The 16046-nt window shown below is 58.5% G+C and carries 12 protein-coding genes; all 12 read left to right on the top strand.

Annotation, left to right across the window (positions count from 1 at the left end; translation table 11 throughout):
* The 12 genes from NLU14_RS09135 to NLU14_RS09080 all read left to right on the top strand — a co-directional run bounded on the left by NLU14_RS09135 (position 1) and on the right by NLU14_RS09080 (position 16036).
* On the top strand, positions 1 to 3201 hold the full coding sequence (locus NLU14_RS09135; protein WP_275705921.1) for a FimV/HubP family polar landmark protein: 3201 nt from the start codon (positions 1 to 3) through the stop codon (positions 3199 to 3201).
* Positions 3202 to 3308: 107 nt separating this feature from the next.
* Positions 3309 to 4205: a tRNA pseudouridine(38-40) synthase TruA gene (truA, locus tag NLU14_RS09130; protein WP_275705920.1), complete on the top strand. Its 897-nt coding sequence runs from the start codon at positions 3309 to 3311 to the stop codon at positions 4203 to 4205.
* A gap of 7 nt (positions 4206 to 4212) precedes the next feature.
* Positions 4213 to 4842 (top strand): phosphoribosylanthranilate isomerase, encoded by a 630-nt coding sequence (locus NLU14_RS09125; RefSeq protein WP_275705919.1) that lies wholly within the window; start codon positions 4213 to 4215, stop codon positions 4840 to 4842.
* Positions 4835 to 6043 (top strand): tryptophan synthase subunit beta, encoded by a 1209-nt coding sequence (trpB, locus tag NLU14_RS09120; RefSeq protein ID WP_275706000.1) that lies wholly within the window; start codon positions 4835 to 4837, stop codon positions 6041 to 6043. Before NLU14_RS09125 ends, trpB begins: the two co-directional genes overlap by 8 nt.
* 72 nt (positions 6044 to 6115) lie before the next feature.
* Positions 6116 to 6928, top strand: a complete 813-nt coding sequence (gene trpA / locus NLU14_RS09115; RefSeq protein WP_275705918.1) for a tryptophan synthase subunit alpha — start codon at positions 6116 to 6118, stop codon at positions 6926 to 6928.
* Positions 6929 to 6970: 42 nt separating this feature from the next.
* The gene (accD, locus tag NLU14_RS09110) at positions 6971 to 7897 is read left to right on the top strand and encodes an acetyl-CoA carboxylase, carboxyltransferase subunit beta (RefSeq protein WP_275705917.1); all 927 of its coding nucleotides are present in this window, start codon (positions 6971 to 6973) and stop codon (positions 7895 to 7897) included.
* The gene (gene folC, locus NLU14_RS09105) at positions 7881 to 9206 is read left to right on the top strand and encodes a bifunctional tetrahydrofolate synthase/dihydrofolate synthase (RefSeq protein WP_275705916.1); all 1326 of its coding nucleotides are present in this window, start codon (positions 7881 to 7883) and stop codon (positions 9204 to 9206) included. The genes accD and folC overlap by 17 nt, the downstream gene beginning before the upstream one ends.
* A 112-nt stretch (positions 9207 to 9318) precedes the next feature.
* A complete protein-coding gene (locus NLU14_RS09100; protein ID WP_275705915.1) occupies positions 9319 to 9957 on the top strand; it encodes an SPOR domain-containing protein in 639 nt (212 codons plus the stop codon).
* 95 nt (positions 9958 to 10052) lie between these two features.
* A complete protein-coding gene (locus NLU14_RS09095; RefSeq protein WP_275705914.1) occupies positions 10053 to 10622 on the top strand; it encodes a CvpA family protein in 570 nt (189 codons plus the stop codon).
* Between the two features lie 35 nt (positions 10623 to 10657).
* Complete coding sequence (purF, locus tag NLU14_RS09090) at positions 10658 to 12187, top strand: amidophosphoribosyltransferase (protein ID WP_275705913.1); 1530 nt, start codon at positions 10658 to 10660, stop codon at positions 12185 to 12187.
* A gap of 30 nt (positions 12188 to 12217) precedes the next feature.
* Positions 12218 to 13459, top strand: a complete 1242-nt coding sequence (locus tag NLU14_RS09085) for an O-succinylhomoserine sulfhydrylase (protein WP_275705912.1) — start codon at positions 12218 to 12220, stop codon at positions 13457 to 13459.
* Positions 13460 to 13465: 6 nt separating this feature from the next.
* On the top strand, positions 13466 to 16036 hold the full coding sequence (locus NLU14_RS09080; RefSeq protein WP_275705911.1) for a DNA translocase FtsK: 2571 nt from the start codon (positions 13466 to 13468) through the stop codon (positions 16034 to 16036).
* Positions 16037 to 16046 lie beyond the last annotated feature (10 nt).

The raw sequence follows: 16046 nt of genomic DNA, 5'->3' as shown, positions 1-16046 counted from the left end.
ATGAAGGTACGCAAGCTTGCGGTTGCTCTGGCTCTGGCGGGAGGGCTCGGTTCCGGCGTCGCACAGGCCCTGGGTCTGGGTGAGATTGAATTACAGTCCTATCTGAATGAGCCTCTGGATGCAGACATTAATCTGCGTAAAAGCGAGGGAGTTGACCCCGGTGATGTGTTTGTAAACATCGCTCCCGAATCGGCCTATGAACGGGTTGGTATCGACCGGAACTATTTCCTTACCAAACTTGATTTCCGCGTGACCACCGCCAGCGATGGCAGCCTGGTGGTTAACGTGTCGTCCCGCGAGCCCCTGCGGGAACCCTATCTCAATTTTCTGCTGGAAGTGACGTGGCCCAATGGCCGGCTGATGCGGGAGTATTCGGTGCTGGTTGATCCCCCGGTCTACGCCGAGGAATCCGGTGTTCAGGAACAGATTGCCGCACCTTCCACCCCGCAGGCCTCGCAGCCGGCGCGTCAGCAACAACAGCCCCGGGTAACCTCCCGGGAGCCACGACGCACCACGACCACTCAGCGTGCAAGGACCTTTGGCCCCACCGGGCCTTCCGATACCCTGTGGAACATCGCATCCAGTGTTCGCCCGGACAGCAGTGTGTCCATGCAGCAGGTCATGCTTGCCCTGCAGGACCTGAATCCGGACGCCTTCATTGCCGGGAATATCAACCGTCTCAAACGTGGACAGGTCCTGCGGGTACCGGATATTGAGCAGATTCGCAGCCGCTCCCGTGCCGAAGCTGTCCGACAGGTGGCGGCGCAAAACGAAGCATTTTCCACTCCTGACCGAACTGTTGACGCCACGGACACCCAGGTTGCTTCGGGCCAGCCCACAGAGGGACAGGCCGCCGGTGGCGATGAACTGAGGTTGCTGGCCGGCGATACCGGCACGCGTGATGCGGAAGAAGGTGGGTCCGCAGGTGGTGATGGCGATACCGCCGGTGGGGTGGACGCCGGCTCTGCCGTTGCGATGGAGGAACTCGAAAGTGCCCGTCGTGAGAACGACGAACTCACGGGCCGGGTTGATGATCTGCAGGAGCAAGTGGAAACGCTGCAGCGCCTGCTGGAACTGAAAAATACCCAGCTTGCCGAAATTCAGCAGGCAGAAGGTGATAACGGCCAGCCGGCTGATGCGCCGGGTGAGGAAGCACTGGCAGAGCAGGTTGCCGAAGGCGGGGCCGATGTAGCAGCCCCGGAAGGGGAACTTGCTGATGCGACCACTGAGAAGACTGACGCTGCTGAAAGTGCCGATGTTGATGCCGGTGCCGGTGCCGGTGCCGGCGAACCGTCTGCGACCGACGACATGGCAGAGGACTCTGTAACGGATGCTGCTGAAGACGATTCAGAGGCTCCGGCCATGGATGATGGCGCTGAAATGGCAGAAGAGGACGTTGCCTCTGGTGATGCCGCTACCGGTGAGATGGCTGACGACGAGGCCGATCAGGAGGAGGCGGGCGTCGCCGCTCCTGCACCCGAACAGCCGGCCAGCGAAGCACCAACACCGCCGGCCGAGCCTGATCAGGGCTTCCCGAGCAACATCATGAGCGCCATTACCAACAATCCGGTGTACCAGATTGCCCTTGGTGGCGGCTTGGTGGTTCTGTTGCTGCTCCTGTTGTTGCTGGCACGCCGCAATGCCAATCGTGAAAAGGCGTTCTACGACCAGTTGAACAGCGAAGCGGATGGCGACACGGATTCCTTCGACCTTACCCTGGATGAAGACGAGGGTGCCGAGGCTCCGGAAAATGATCCCCTGGCTGAGGCGGATGCCTACATTGCCTATGGGCGCATGGATCAGGCTGCTCAATCGCTGGAAACCGCCATTTCCAGAGAGCCCAGCCGCACCGATCTCCGGCTGAAATTGCTGGGCGTCTATGCGGATACCCAGGACAGGCAGTCTTTCGAGAAGCAGCTTGGTGAAGTTGAGACACTGGAGGATGAACAGGCCCTTGCTGAAGCTCATGCACTGCGTACCCGCCTGGAAGAGGCGGAGTCAATGCCGAGCATTGATGACCTCGAGTCGCAGTTGAGATCTGATTCGTTCGACACCGGAGCGCGGGAAGAGGAGCCGGTATCTGACGAACTCGCTTCAGACCGGTATGAGTCCGCCACGGGCGAAGAAGAGGAAGATGAGTTTGGCAGTCTGGAAACTGATTTTTCTGATCTGGATGAATCCGAAGAAGCGCATTCCGGAGAATCTGAAAAGGAACCGGGCCCGGACGATCTGATCGAGTACGATCTTTCAGGTATTGATACGTCCTCCAGCGAAGACGAAGCATCTGTTGACGAAACCGATGAACTGACAGATGACTCGTTCGACTTCTCGCTCGAAGATGAAACAGCTGATGAGCCAGAGAAACATGGCGCCGATGATGACCTGAGCCTTGATTTCGCGGATGAGGAGTCCGCGGAAGCGGCGGATGAATCCGACGAATTCGATTCACTGGAATTGGATGAGGGTGATCTGGAGTCAACGGAAGTCGATACCGGAGAACCCGAAGGCGAAGATCTGGAAATCGACAAGTTGGAAGAGGGTGATCTGGAAGAGGGTGAACTGGATTCTCTGGATGAGTCCTTCCTGGATGAACTCGATGCGGAACTGGACAAGGTAGCTGGCGAAGATGAGGCTTCGTCTGACAGTGAGCAGGGCGAACTGGATGACCTGGAGCTGGATGTGTCTGATGAGGATCTTGCCCTTATGGAAGAGTTTGCGGATTCCGGTGACTCTGCAGGTACGGATGCAGTCACTGATCAGGAGAAAGACGACAAAACACCGCTGGACGAGGAACTGGGCCTGGAGGACACGCTGAGCGGTGAGGAACCGGCGGATCCGGAGGAGACGGTCGCAGGCGCTGAGGAAGTGGAAGAAGAGCTTCCAGAACTTAGTGATGAGGATCTCGCTGCTATCGACGAAGCGCCAGAAGGAGACGCGGGTGAGCCGCCCGTCGCTTCGGATACGGCTTCTTCCAGGGCGGGCTCCGGCTCAGGAGATATCGATGAAGCCGATCTAGGCGATGACGATGACTTCGATTTCCTGACGGGTACCGATGAAGCGTCGACCAAGCTGGACCTTGCCAGGGCCTATGTGGAAATGGGCGATGTGGACGGAGCCAGGGATATCCTCGAGGAAGTTGCCCTTGAAGGAAGCGAGGAGCAGAAAGCGGAAGCGCAGGATCTCCTTAAAAATCTGTCCTGATTCGATATAATCGGTACAGGGAGTGCAAAACGCCGGCTAACCGGGCCTGACCCGGAATGAATGCCGGCGTTTTGTTTTGTTATCAGCACGCCAATCCGGACACTTCATTGTTTGTTACACCACAACCATTGACCACCGAAAGCGCTATCGGAGCGGGGCGGGTCGCGCTTGCCTTTGAGTACGACGGCCGGGGCTTCCATGGCTGGCAATACCAGAAATCAGGCGTTCGGTCGGTTCAGGGGGAGCTGACCCGGGCGGTATCAAAGGTGGCCGACCATCCGGTTGATCTGGTGTGTGCCGGTCGCACCGACGCCGGGGTTCACGCCAGCTACCAGATTGCCCATTTCGAGACGCCATCGGTGCGTAATCCCCGCTCATGGGTCATGGGGATCAACACCTCGCTGCCACCGGACATAGCCGTTCACTGGGCCGGTAATGGTATTGGTGATTTCCACGCCCGGTTTTCCGCGACCTATCGTCGTTATCGCTACGTGATCTACAACCATGCGGTGCGTCCGGGTATCCTTAGTGGCCAAGTGAGCTGGACCTTCCGCCCCCTGGATGCGGCACTTATGCACAAGGCCGCCCAGCACCTGCGGGGCGAACACGATTTTTCCTCGTTCCGGGCAGCGGGTTGCCAGTCCAGGACGCCTATCCGCTTCCTTGAAGCAATCAACGTAACCCGAAAGGGCGATTTCGTCGTAATTGATGTGCAGGCCAATGCATTTCTGCACCACATGGTCCGCAATATTGCCGGGGCACTGATGGCCGTTGGTACAGGGAGGCAGCAGCCAGAATGGATTCGTGAGATACTTGAAACGAAGGACAGGACCGCCGCAGGCGTGACGGCGCCGCCCCATGGACTTTACCTGGTGGATGTGGGGTACCCGGAGGCGTTTTCGATCCCTGCGGCCCAGTGCGGGCCAGCGTTTGTGACGCCCTGGTTTGAGACCGACGAAAACCGGCCACGCAGTCCGACACACATACATCGAAAACAGCGATAAACGGCTTATGAGAACCCGGGTCAAGATCTGTGGTATTACCCGAAAGCAGGATGTTATCGCGGCCGCCAGCGCCGGAGCGGATGCCCTCGGCTTTGTATTCTACGAACCCAGCCCCCGGTATTTGGCGCCTGGCAACGCCAGGGAACTGGTAGATGCGGTTCCTCCCTTCGTAACGGCGACGGGACTGTTCGTGAACCCGGAAGCGTCGTTTGTCAGGGAGGTGTTGTCACAGGTGCCACTGGATCTGCTCCAGTTTCATGGTGATGAATCCCCGGAATTCTGCGACAGTTTCGGGGTGCGCTGGATCAAGGCCGTGCGGGTCCGTGAAACTGTTGATATCGAAAATGCTTTTGAGCGTTACCACAAGGCCAGCGGGCTGTTGGTGGATGCATGGGACCCGCAGAAATATGGCGGTACCGGCCAGGCGTTCAACTGGTCGCTGATACCCACGACGCGACCGCTGCCGCTTATATTGGCCGGCGGGCTTGCTTCTGATAACGTATCCAGCGCTGTTGCGCAGGTGCGGCCCTGGGCGGTTGATGTCAGTGGTGGTGTGGAGAGTAGCAAAGGCATCAAAGACGTCGAAAAAATCACTGATTTTATAAACGAGGTTCACCGTGTCGATGAAACTGACTGAAGAAATGCTCAAAGCGCTTCCGGATGCACGGGGCCACTTCGGTGCCTATGGCGGGCGATTTGTCTCCGAAACGTTGTTTGATTCCCTGCTGACCCTTGAGCGCGAATACAAGAGGCTCAAGGACGATCCGGAATTCCAGGCCGAGTTCGACAAAGACCTGGCACACTATGTAGGTCGTCCCAGCCCGTTGTATTTTGCCGAGCGGCTGACCCGGGAAACCGGCGGTGCACAGATCTGGCTCAAGCGGGAAGACCTGAACCATACCGGCGCCCACAAGGTGAACAACACCATTGGCCAGGCCCTGCTGGCCAGCTTCCTGGGCAAGAAACGTGTGATTGCTGAAACCGGTGCCGGGCAGCACGGTGTGGCCACGGCCACGGTATGTGCTCGCCTTGGGCTTGAATGCCATGTTTTCATGGGCGCCGAAGACGTCAAGCGGCAATCCCTGAACGTCTACCGGATGAAGCTGCTGGGGGCGGAGGTTCATTCTGTCCAGAGCGGCACCCGCACCCTCAAGGACGCCATGAACGATGCCATGCGTGACTGGGTGGCGAATGTTGACGATACCTTCTACATTATCGGTACCGTCGCTGGTCCGCATCCTTACCCGCTGCTGGTGCGTGATTTCCAATCCGTCATCGGCCGCGAGACCCGTGAACAGTGCCTGGCCCAGGCCGGAAAGCTGCCTGATGCGCTGGTGGCCTGTGTTGGTGGCGGTTCCAACGCCATTGGCATGTTCTACCCGTTCCTGACCGATGAAAGCGTCGAGATGTACGGCGTGGAAGCGGGCGGCCTCGGTATCGATACCGGCAAGCATGCTGCCCCTCTGAGTGCGGGCCGTCCGGGCGTGCTGCATGGCAACCGTACCTACCTGATGGAAGACGAGAACGGCCAGATTGCCGCTACCCATTCAGTCAGCGCCGGCCTGGACTATCCGGGCGTTGGGCCCGAGCACAGCTGGTTGAAGGACATTGGTCGGGCACACTATGTGTCTGTCACCGACGACGAGGCGCTTGATGGCTTCCGCAAGCTGACGCGGGTCGAGGGCATCATGCCGGCCCTGGAGACCGCCCATGCGGTTGCCTACGCAATCAAACTGGCCGCCACGATGGACAAGGATAAGGTGGTTGTTATTAACATCTCCGGTCGTGGCGACAAGGATATCCATACCATCGCCCAACTGGACGGTATCGAGGTTTAATCAGGCATCCGGCGCCTGATGAACAGGCGCCGGACCGGTACGGTGCAGTGCAGGAAAAATACAGGAGCAGGCATGAGTCGAATTGAAGGGGTGCTGAAAGCCCTGAAAGGGCAGGGTCGCAAGGCGCTGATTCCGTACATTACTGCAGGTGATCCACATCCGGATCTGACCGTCGATCTGATGCACACGCTGGTGGACGCCGGCGCGGACATCATCGAGTTGGGAGTGCCGTTCTCGGACCCAATGGCGGATGGACCGGTGATCCAGCTGGCCTGTGAGCGGGCCCTGAAGCATGGAACGTCCCTGCGCCAGGTACTGGCAATGGTGAAGACTTTCCGCGAGAAGGACGACGCAACACCCGTTGTGCTGATGGGGTATCTCAACCCCATGGAAGCCATGGGGCAGGAAAAGTTTGCCGATGCCGCCGTGGATGCGGGTGTGGACGGTATTCTCACCGTAGACCTGCCACCGGAGGAAGCGGACGAAGTCGCGCCATTGTTCACTGCGCGCAATCTGGATGCGATTTTCCTGCTGGCGCCCACCACTACCGATGACCGTATTCGGGCAATCAGTGAGCACAGTTCCGGCTATGTGTACTATGTTTCATTCAAGGGCGTTACCGGTGCCGGCAAGATTGATGTGGATGAAGTGGCTTCGAAGGTTGCGCACATTCACGAACTCACCGCACTTCCGGTAGGTGTCGGCTTTGGCATTCGTGACGCTGCGACCGCCGCCGCGGTTGGCCGGGTATCCGATGGTGTAATTGTCGGCAGTGTACTGGTCGATACAATAGCCCGGAATCAGGCAGATCCTGAGCAGCTCAAACGGGCGTTGTCGGATCTGCTTCACCCGATGCGAGAAGCACTGGACAGCCTGGCTTCCTGACAGACAGGGTAACCGGCAGGCATAAAAGGACAGGATGAGATCATGAGTAACTGGCTGGACAAGATCATGCCGAGCAAGATTCGCTCGGAATCCAAGCAACGGACCGGTGTTCCCGAGGGTCTGTGGAAGAAATGTCCCAAGTGTGGGGCCTTTTTGTACAAGCCGGAGCTGGACAAGAATCTGGACGTTTGTCCCAAATGTCAGCATCATCTGAGAGTAACGGCCCGCCGCCGCCTCGATATCTTTCTGGACAAGGATGGCCGCGAGGAAATAGCTGCGGACCTTGAGCCCTGGGATCGTCTGAAGTTCAAGGACAGCAAGCGGTACAAGGACCGTCTGACCCAGAATCAGAAGGCAACCGGTGAGAAAGACGCCCTGGTGGCCATGCGTGGTACTAGCCTGGACATTCCACTGGTTGCGGTGGCGTTCGAGTTCAGTTTCCTCGGCGGCTCCATGGGCCAGGTTGTGGGTGAAAAGTTCGTTCAGGCAGCCAACGTGTGCCTGGAAGAACGTATTCCCTTGGTGTGCTTTTCTGCCAGTGGTGGTGCACGGATGCAGGAAGCGATCCTGTCGCTGATGCAGATGTCCAAAACCGCTGCGGTGCTCGAACGCATGAAGCAGGAGGGCATTCCCTATATCTCGGTGATGACCGACCCGGTATTCGGGGGTGTGTCCGCGAGTCTCGCTATGTTGGGTGACCTCAACATTGCCGAGCCCTATGCTCTGATTGGCTTCGCTGGGCCCCGCGTTATTGAGCAGACGGTTCGCGAAAAGCTGCCCGAGGGCTTTCAGCGCAGCGAATTCCTGCTGGAGCACGGCGCCATTGATATGATTCTTCACCGCCACCAGATGCGTGAGCGTATCGCGGCGCTTCTGGCCAAGTTCACCGGTCTGGACAAGCCAGCCACGGAAGCACCGATTGAGTTCGACGTCTCCGAACGACCGGAAGCCGATGCCCCCGCAGAATAATCCTGGCGCCCGGCATGTTCCAGTGCCGGGCGCCGGAGCCACCCTTGAGCAGTGGCTTGGCTACCTCGAATCCATTCATCCGTCTGAAATCGACCTGGGCCTCGACCGTGTGCTGCTGGTCTTGCGTCGCCTGTTTCGCCGTAATCCCGGTGCCCGGATCATTACGGTTGCCGGCACCAATGGCAAGGGCAGCGCTGTCGCTGCCATCGAAAAGCTGCTGATCAGGACGGGGCGGTCCACCGGGGCCTATACCTCGCCGCATCTGCAGGTCTATAACGAACGGGTTCGTATTAACGGCGTGGATGCCAGCGACGAGCAGCTGGTTCGCGCTTTTGAGCAGGTGGAAGTTGCACGAAAAGATACCACGCTAACCTACTTTGAATTCGGTACCCTTGCCGCGTTTGTTTTGTTCCAGGAAGCAGGTGTGGACAACTGGGTGCTGGAGGTCGGTCTTGGCGGGCGCCTGGACGCGGTCAATGTACTGGATCCGGACCTTGTCATCATCACGTCGGTCGATATCGATCATGTGTCCTTCCTGGGAGACAACCGGGAGGTGATCGGTTTTGAGAAGGCCGGCATCCTGCGCCCGGGCATTCCCGCCGTTTACGCCGATATTGATCCGCCTGCGTCTGTGCTGCAGCAGGTGGCGGCCCAGAAGGTGCAGCTTGAACGGCCGGGGGAGTCCTATCACCTGGTTCCTTCGGATGCGTTTGACGAGCCGGTAGGCGGTGTCTGGCTGGAGCAGGCTCGTTACGGCGACCGGGTTTTTATTCCCGATACCGGTCTGCCCAGCCACAGCCTGGCCGCAGCAATTGTTGCAATAAGGCAATTGGAGCCCGAGTTGGAGCTTCCGGTCATTGAGCAGGTCATTGCCGGGCTCACACTGCCGGGTCGTTACGAGGTTTTGCGTTCGGCACCCCTGGTCGTGGTGGACGTTGGCCACAACCCCCATGCCGCCAGATGGCTTGCTGCACGACTTAGCTGTCAGGGAGATGCGGCTGGGCGGGTTATCGCCGTTTACGCCGCCCTGGCCGACAAGGACGTAGAGGGTGTGGCTGGCGCCATGGCGCCCGTCGTGGACGAGTGGCATCTGGCCGGGCTTGATGTTGCCCGGGGTTTGACGTGCCATGAACTGGCCGACCGAATAGGGGGCGCACTCCGGCAGCCTGTGGCAAGCATTTCTTCTTCGGTCGCCGAGGCGCTCCACAAAGCGGTTGGAGGGGCCGGTCCGCACGATCGGGTGGTGGTTTTCGGGTCCTTCTACACGGTGGCAGCCGCCAGGGTCGAATTGGGAAAAGACATGTCTTAAATATCCTTCATTCCCGCCCCGAAGCTTTGAGTTCTCCGCAGGGGGCGGTTAGTATCGGGCACAGAAAACAGTCAATCATGGCGAGTCAGAAACAAACAGGGGACAACCTAACGTGGACGGACTGAAACAAAGAATCATCGGGGCGCTTGTGCTGGTGTCTCTTGCCGTTATCTTTGTACCGATGATGTTCGACGAGCCACATTCCGAGCGTGAATCCACCACCATCAATATCCCCGAGGAGCCACCGTTCCCGGAAGTTGATGCGCCGGAGCCCGAGCTGTCGGATGCCCCTGCCTACCGGCTTGAGGAAAACGAGGCATCTGGTGAGCAGGCGCCCCAGCCGTCCATGGATGAGCCGGTACCAGATACAGATATAGTGGGTACCGGGCCCGCGCCTGTTACCGAGGTGTCTGAAGAGCCTCAAAGTCAGCCAGATCCACCCCCTGCCACATCGCCGGAACCCGAAGAGGCCGTTGCGGAAGAGGACTCGGTGGAGTACACCCGCTCCCTGGAAGGCGCGTGGGTTGTTCAATTGGGCAGTTTCGGTAGTGGTGACAATGCCAGGCGCCTGCGTGACAAGGTTCGTGACAAAGGCTACAACTCCCACCTGCAGCAAGTCACCCGAGGCGATACCGAACTTACCCGGGTGTTCAGCGGGCCATTCGCCGAAAAGGCAGAAGCGGAAAGGGCGAAGCAGGTGCTCGACAAAGCCTTTGGACTTAACAGCCTGGTCACCTCCGGTGATAAATAGCACCGGTTTCACCCGTCACTTATAAGCAATGGGCGGTTTGGTCGGGTGACGTTTCCTGATAGAATTCGCGCTTCCTTATTTCCACCGGGATTTCCATGGATGCGCTGATCTGGATCGACTGGGTCATCATTGCCCTGATAACTGTTTCCACCCTTATCAGTCTGAAGCGCGGCTTTATTAAAGAAGCGCTGTCGCTGATTACCTGGGTAGGTGCGTTTATCCTTGCCCGGACGTTCCATCCCCAGATGCAGTCTCTCCTTGAGGGCACCGTTGAAACGCCTCTGGTACGCCTTGTAGCGGCGTTTGCCATCCTGTTCTTTGGCACCCTGATTGTCGGGGCCATCATCAATAACATGATCGGCCACCTGGTTCGGGCCACAGGCCTGTCCGCCACCGACAGGGTGCTCGGTATGGGCTTTGGCCTGTTGCGTGGGGTGGTCGTGGTGATTGTCGGAATTGCGTTTACGCGCTACACGCCGCTGGCAGAAGATACCTGGTGGCGCACATCTGTGATGATTGACCGTCTGGCCGTGGTGGAGGACTGGTCAAGAAGAACCCTTGGAGACGAATTTGCCCGCTTTCTCGGGCCGGCGGGCGGGGAGAAGGATGACCCCTCCGGTTCTCAGCAGGAAGATAACGTGGAACCTGCTTCCGCGTCCCGCTAACATTCAGTATTAACGCTTCGGAGATTACCGTATCCATGTGTGGCATTGTCGGCATAGTCAGTACTTCCAACGTGAATCAGTCGCTTTACGACGCGCTGACCGTATTACAGCACCGGGGCCAGGATGCAGCGGGAATTGTTACCTTTCAGGATGAGCGCTTTTATCTGCGCAAGGACAACGGGCTGGTGCGGGATGTGTTCCGTACCCGTCATATGCGCCGGCTGGTGGGCAATGTGGGCATCGGGCATGTCCGTTATCCCACGGCGGGCAGTTCCAGTTCCGCCGAGGCGCAGCCGTTCTATGTCAACAGCCCCTACGGTATTACCCTGGCTCACAACGGTAACCTGACCAATGCCGACGATCTCAGCCGGGACCTGTTTCGCACCGATCTCCGCCACATCAACACCAACTCGGACTCGGAAGTACTGCTGAACGTGTTTGCCCACGAACTGCAGAAGTTGGGCAAACTGGACCCGACCAAGGAAGAGATCTTTGCCGCGGTACGTGCAGTACACAAGCGCTGCCGGGGCGCCTACGCGGTTATTGCAATGATTACCGGTTATGGCATTGTCGGCTTCCGGGACCCCAACGGTATTCGCCCTGCCTGTTATGGGGTGCGCAAAACCGAGGAAGGGGAGGAGTACATGATTGCCTCCGAGAGCGTGGCCCTGAGTGCTGCGGGCTTCAAGCTGGTAAGGGACATAGCTCCGGGCGAGGCTGTTTACATTGAAACCGATGGCACTTTGTATACCCAGCAGTGTGCCGAGGCGCCCCATCTCTATCCCTGTGTGTTCGAGCATGTGTATTTCGCACGGCCGGACTCCATCATCGACAAGGTATCGGTTTACAAGGCGCGTCTCAGAATGGGGGAGACGCTGGCAGAGAAGGTGATGCGTGAGCGTCCGGACCATGATATCGACGTAGTGATGCCCATTCCCGACACCAGCCGTACCTCTGCAATGCAGATGGCGCACCGGTTGGGAGTGAAGTTTCGAGAGGGTTTCATCAAGAACCGTTATATCGGTCGAACCTTTATCATGCCTGGCCAGAAAATGCGCAAGAAATCTGTGCGCCAAAAGCTGAACCCCATTGACCTTGAGTTCCGGGGTAAGAACGTGATGCTGGTGGACGATTCCATTGTGCGGGGCACTACCTGCAAGGAAATCGTCCAGATGGCCCGGGATGCCGGTGCCCGCAAGGTGTACTTTGCCTCTGCGGCGCCTCCTGTTCGCTATCCCAATGTTTATGGCATTGATATGCCATCGGTGAATGAACTCATCGCCCATGACCGCAGTGTTGAGGAAATTGGCGAACTGATTGGTGCCGACTGGCTGCTGTATCAGGATCTTGATGACCTGATTACCTGCGTAAACGATGTTAACCCGGAGATCGAGGGTTGGGAATGCTCGGTATTTACCGGAAACTACATTACCGGTGATGTGGATGCTGCGTATCTCAACAAGCTGGAAGCCGCCCGTAACGATGAAAATCGCTTCCAGGCCGAGGCCGGTTCCGGGGATTCTTCCGATAACGGTATTATTGATCTGTATAACGATGAAGACTGACCAAACCATGGCTGTAAACAGGAGTTTGTCATGACCTATCGCCGCGAAGAGCACGTCCTGATCCCCGAGTCGGATCTTGAGGGCATGTCTGTGGACACTCTCGCGGTCCGTGCCGGCCAGATCCGGACCGGCCAACTGGAACACAGCGACGCGATTTTCCCCACCTCCAGCTTCGTCTACGGCAGTGCCGCCCAGGCTGCGGCCCGGTTTGGTGGTGAGGAGCCTGGCAATATCTATTCCCGCTTCACCAACCCGACGGTGCAGGCGTTCGAAGCCCGCATAGCGGCGATGGAGGGCGGTGAGCGGGCGGTGGCCACGTCTTCGGGCATGGCAGCCATCCTGGCGACCTGCATGGCACTGCTGAAAGCCGGCGACCACGTGATCTGTTCGCGGGGCGTGTTTGGCACCACCAACGTGTTGTTCCAGAAGTATCTGGCCAAATTCGGCGTGGAAACCACCTTTGTGGGGCTCACGGATATGGAGCAGTGGCGTAGGGCCGTGAGGCCGGAAACCCGGATGATCTTTATTGAAACGCCGTCCAACCCGTTGTGCGAAGTGGCGGATATGGGCGCTCTTGCCGAGCTGTCCCGGGCCAATGACGCCTTCTTTGTGGTGGACAACTGTTTCTGCACCCCGGTTCTGCAGCGCCCGTTCGAGCATGGCGCCGACATCATTATCCATTCGGCCACCAAGTACCTGGATGGCCAGGGCCGCTGTGTTGGCGGCGTTGTGGTTGGCCCGAATAATCTGATGGAGGAGGTCTATGGCTTTCTCCGCTCTGCCGGGCCTACCATGAGCCCATTTAATGCCTGGGTGTTCCTCAAGGGTCTGGAAACCTTACCAATCCGTATGCGCGCTCACTGTGACAATGCGTTAGAGTTGGCGAAATGGCTGGAAGGGCAGGGCGCCGTGGATCGGGTATTCTATGCCGGCTTACCCGACCATCCGCAGCATGGCCTGGCGAAGCGGCAGCAGAGCGGGTTCGGCGGTGTGCTTTCCTTTACCGTCAAGGGGGGAAGGGAGCAGGCCTGGGCGTTTATTGACGCAACGCGGATGATTTCCATCACCGCCAATCTTGGTGACGTCAAAACCACCATTACCCATCCGGCCACCACCACGCACGGTCGCCTGTCTCCGGAAGACAAGGAGCAGGCGGGTATTACCGAAAATCTGGTACGGATCTCGGTAGGTATTGAAGCAGTTGAGGACCTCAAGACCGATCTGCAACGCGGGTTTGAGGCTCTTGAAAATTACCGTCAGGGAACTGTCTGAGCATTCATGGCTGAGAGCGCAAAAGCGAAAAAATCAGGGGAACTGACCGACAAGCAGGTGAGGTTCCGTCGTTTTCTGGCCCAGGGGGCCCGGGAAGGTGCGGTGATCGCGATGATTGCGCTGTGCATCTATCTGGGCATGGCGCTGGTCACCTTCAGCCCGTCGGACCCGGGCTGGGCCAGCATCGGTCACGAGACCAGTGTCCAGAACTACGCCGGGCGCACCGGCGCCTGGCTTGCCAGCCTGCTTAGGGACTTTTTCGGGCATGTGGCCTTCCTGTTTCCGGTAATGATTGCCGGCTACGCATTGATGCTGATTCGCCGCCGGAACGATCCCATTGATATGCACATGCCGCTGTTTCTGCTGCGGTTTGGTGGCTTCCTGCTGATCCTTCTCTCGGCGACCAGCCTGTTGTCACTCTATTCGGTGTTCGGGCTTGGTGTAACGTCCGGTGGGGTGTTGGGTTCCGCGGTCTCGGAGGCAATGGTCCGTTTCTTTAACCTGCCCGCCACGACCCTGTTGCTGATCGCCATCTTCCTGTTTGCCCTGACCGTCAGTCTCGGGTTGTCCTGGTTCTGGCTGATGGACCAGGTTGGGAACCTGACCCTCCGTATCGGCACCGGTATAAAGAACCTGTTTTCCTCCTCCGGCAAGACAGCTCCCAAACCTGCGGCAACGAATCCTGTTGCACCCGAGCCCCAGAAAAAAAAACCGGAACCGCCGGTGGTGAGGGACAGGGTCGCTACTGGAACGGCAAGCCGTGTTTCCTGGTGGCGGCGCCTGCTTGGTCTTGGGCCGCGTAAGCAAAAGGTCAAGGAGCCCGCCCCGCGTCCTGAAAGACGTGAGCCCGGCCTGGAAGGTATTGTCCCCGGTGAAGATACCGAACCTGCGCGCCTGGAGAGTTTCAGTTCCCGCGATGACAGCGCGCCTCAGCCAAAAGGCCCCCAAAAGGGCGCAGGGAAGCCTGCCGGAAAATCCCTGAAGATTTCTCCGTTCAAACGCGAGGACCAGTCCGCTACCTCCAGGGGCGTGAACAACAAGCAGGCCTCGTTGCTGGAGGATATTGAAAGCACCATTCCTCCCATCTCCCTGCTGGATCCCCCTGAAGAGCACAAGGAAAGGGGGTATTCCGAGGAGTCGCTTCAGCATATGTCGCGACTGCTGGAAGAGAAACTGGCGGATTTCGGGGTTTCTGTCGAAGTGGTCGAGGTCAACCCGGGCCCGGTGATCACGCGTTTCGAAATAAAGCCCGCGCCCGGCGTCAAGGTCAGCAAGATCTCCAATCTGGCCAAGGATCTGGCCCGCTCACTGGCGGTTCTCAGTGTGCGTGTGGTTGAAGTGATTCCCGGCAAGTCCGTCGTCGGCATTGAAATACCGAACGAAGAACGGGAAATGGTCCGGCTCAGTGAAGTACTGAACGCCCGGGTCTTTCAGGAATCATCATCGGCGCTGACACTGGCACTGGGCAATGACATCGGCGGTAACCCGATGGTGGCCAACCTGGCCAAAATGCCCCACCTGCTGGTGGCCGGTACCACTGGTTCCGGTAAGTCGGTGGGCGTGAATGCCATGATCCTGAGTATGTTGTTGAAAGCTACGCCCGAAGAGGTCCGCTTCATCATGGTGGACCCCAAGATGCTGGAATTGAGCATCTACGATGGTATTCCGCACCTGTTGGCGCCCGTGGTTACCGACATGAAAGACGCGGCCAACGCCCTGCGCTGGTGTGTGGCCGAGATGGAACGTCGGTACCGGCTGCTGGCGAGCCTGGGCGTGCGTAACCTTGCCGGCTACAACCGTAAAGTAAAGGATGCGGCTGCTGCGGGTGAACCCTTGCTGGACCCGACCTGGAAACCGGACGAGTACCTGGCTGACGACGAGCAGGAACGGCCGGAACTGGAAACGCTGCCGTTTATCGTGGTGGTGATCGACGAATTCGCCGACATGATGATGATTGTCGGCAAAAAAGTGGAAGAGCTGATTGCGCGGATTGCTCAGAAGGCCCGTGCTGCAGGTATCCATCTGATCCTGGCAACCCAGCGGCCCTCGGTTGACGTTATCACCGGCTTGATCAAGGCCAACATCCCCACACGGATGTCGTTCCAGGTGTCCTCCAAGATTGATTCCCGTACTGTGCTTGACCAGGGCGGGGCCGAGCAGTTGCTGGGGCATGGTGACATGCTCTACCTGCCGCCCGGTTCCGGGCTGCCGGTCCGGGTGCATGGTGCCTTCGTGGACGATGACGAAGTACACCGGGTGGTCAATGCCTGGAAGGCCCGTGGCGAGCCCGTCTACCTGGACGATGTGCTTACCGGGGCTGAAGGCGAGAGCCTGCCTGGCGTGCCAAACCTGAGTGATGGTGGGGGAGACAGCGAGGGGGACGCCCTGTTCGATGAGGCCGTTGCCTTCGTCACCGAGGGTAGACGGGTCTCCATTTCATCCGTGCAGCGGAAATTCAAGATCGGCTATAACCGGGCGGCAAACCTGGTAGAGGCCATGGAAGCATCCGGTGTGGTTAGCGCCGCGGGCCACAATGGTGCCAGGGAAGTGCTGGCGCCACCGCCACCAAGAGACTAACCACCGAGAA

It is taken from the genome of Marinobacter iranensis, assembly GCF_029207565.1.
GTDB classification, from domain to species: Bacteria; Pseudomonadota; Gammaproteobacteria; order Pseudomonadales; family Oleiphilaceae; genus Marinobacter; species Marinobacter iranensis.
This window is presented reverse-complemented; position numbering and strand designations above follow the sequence as displayed.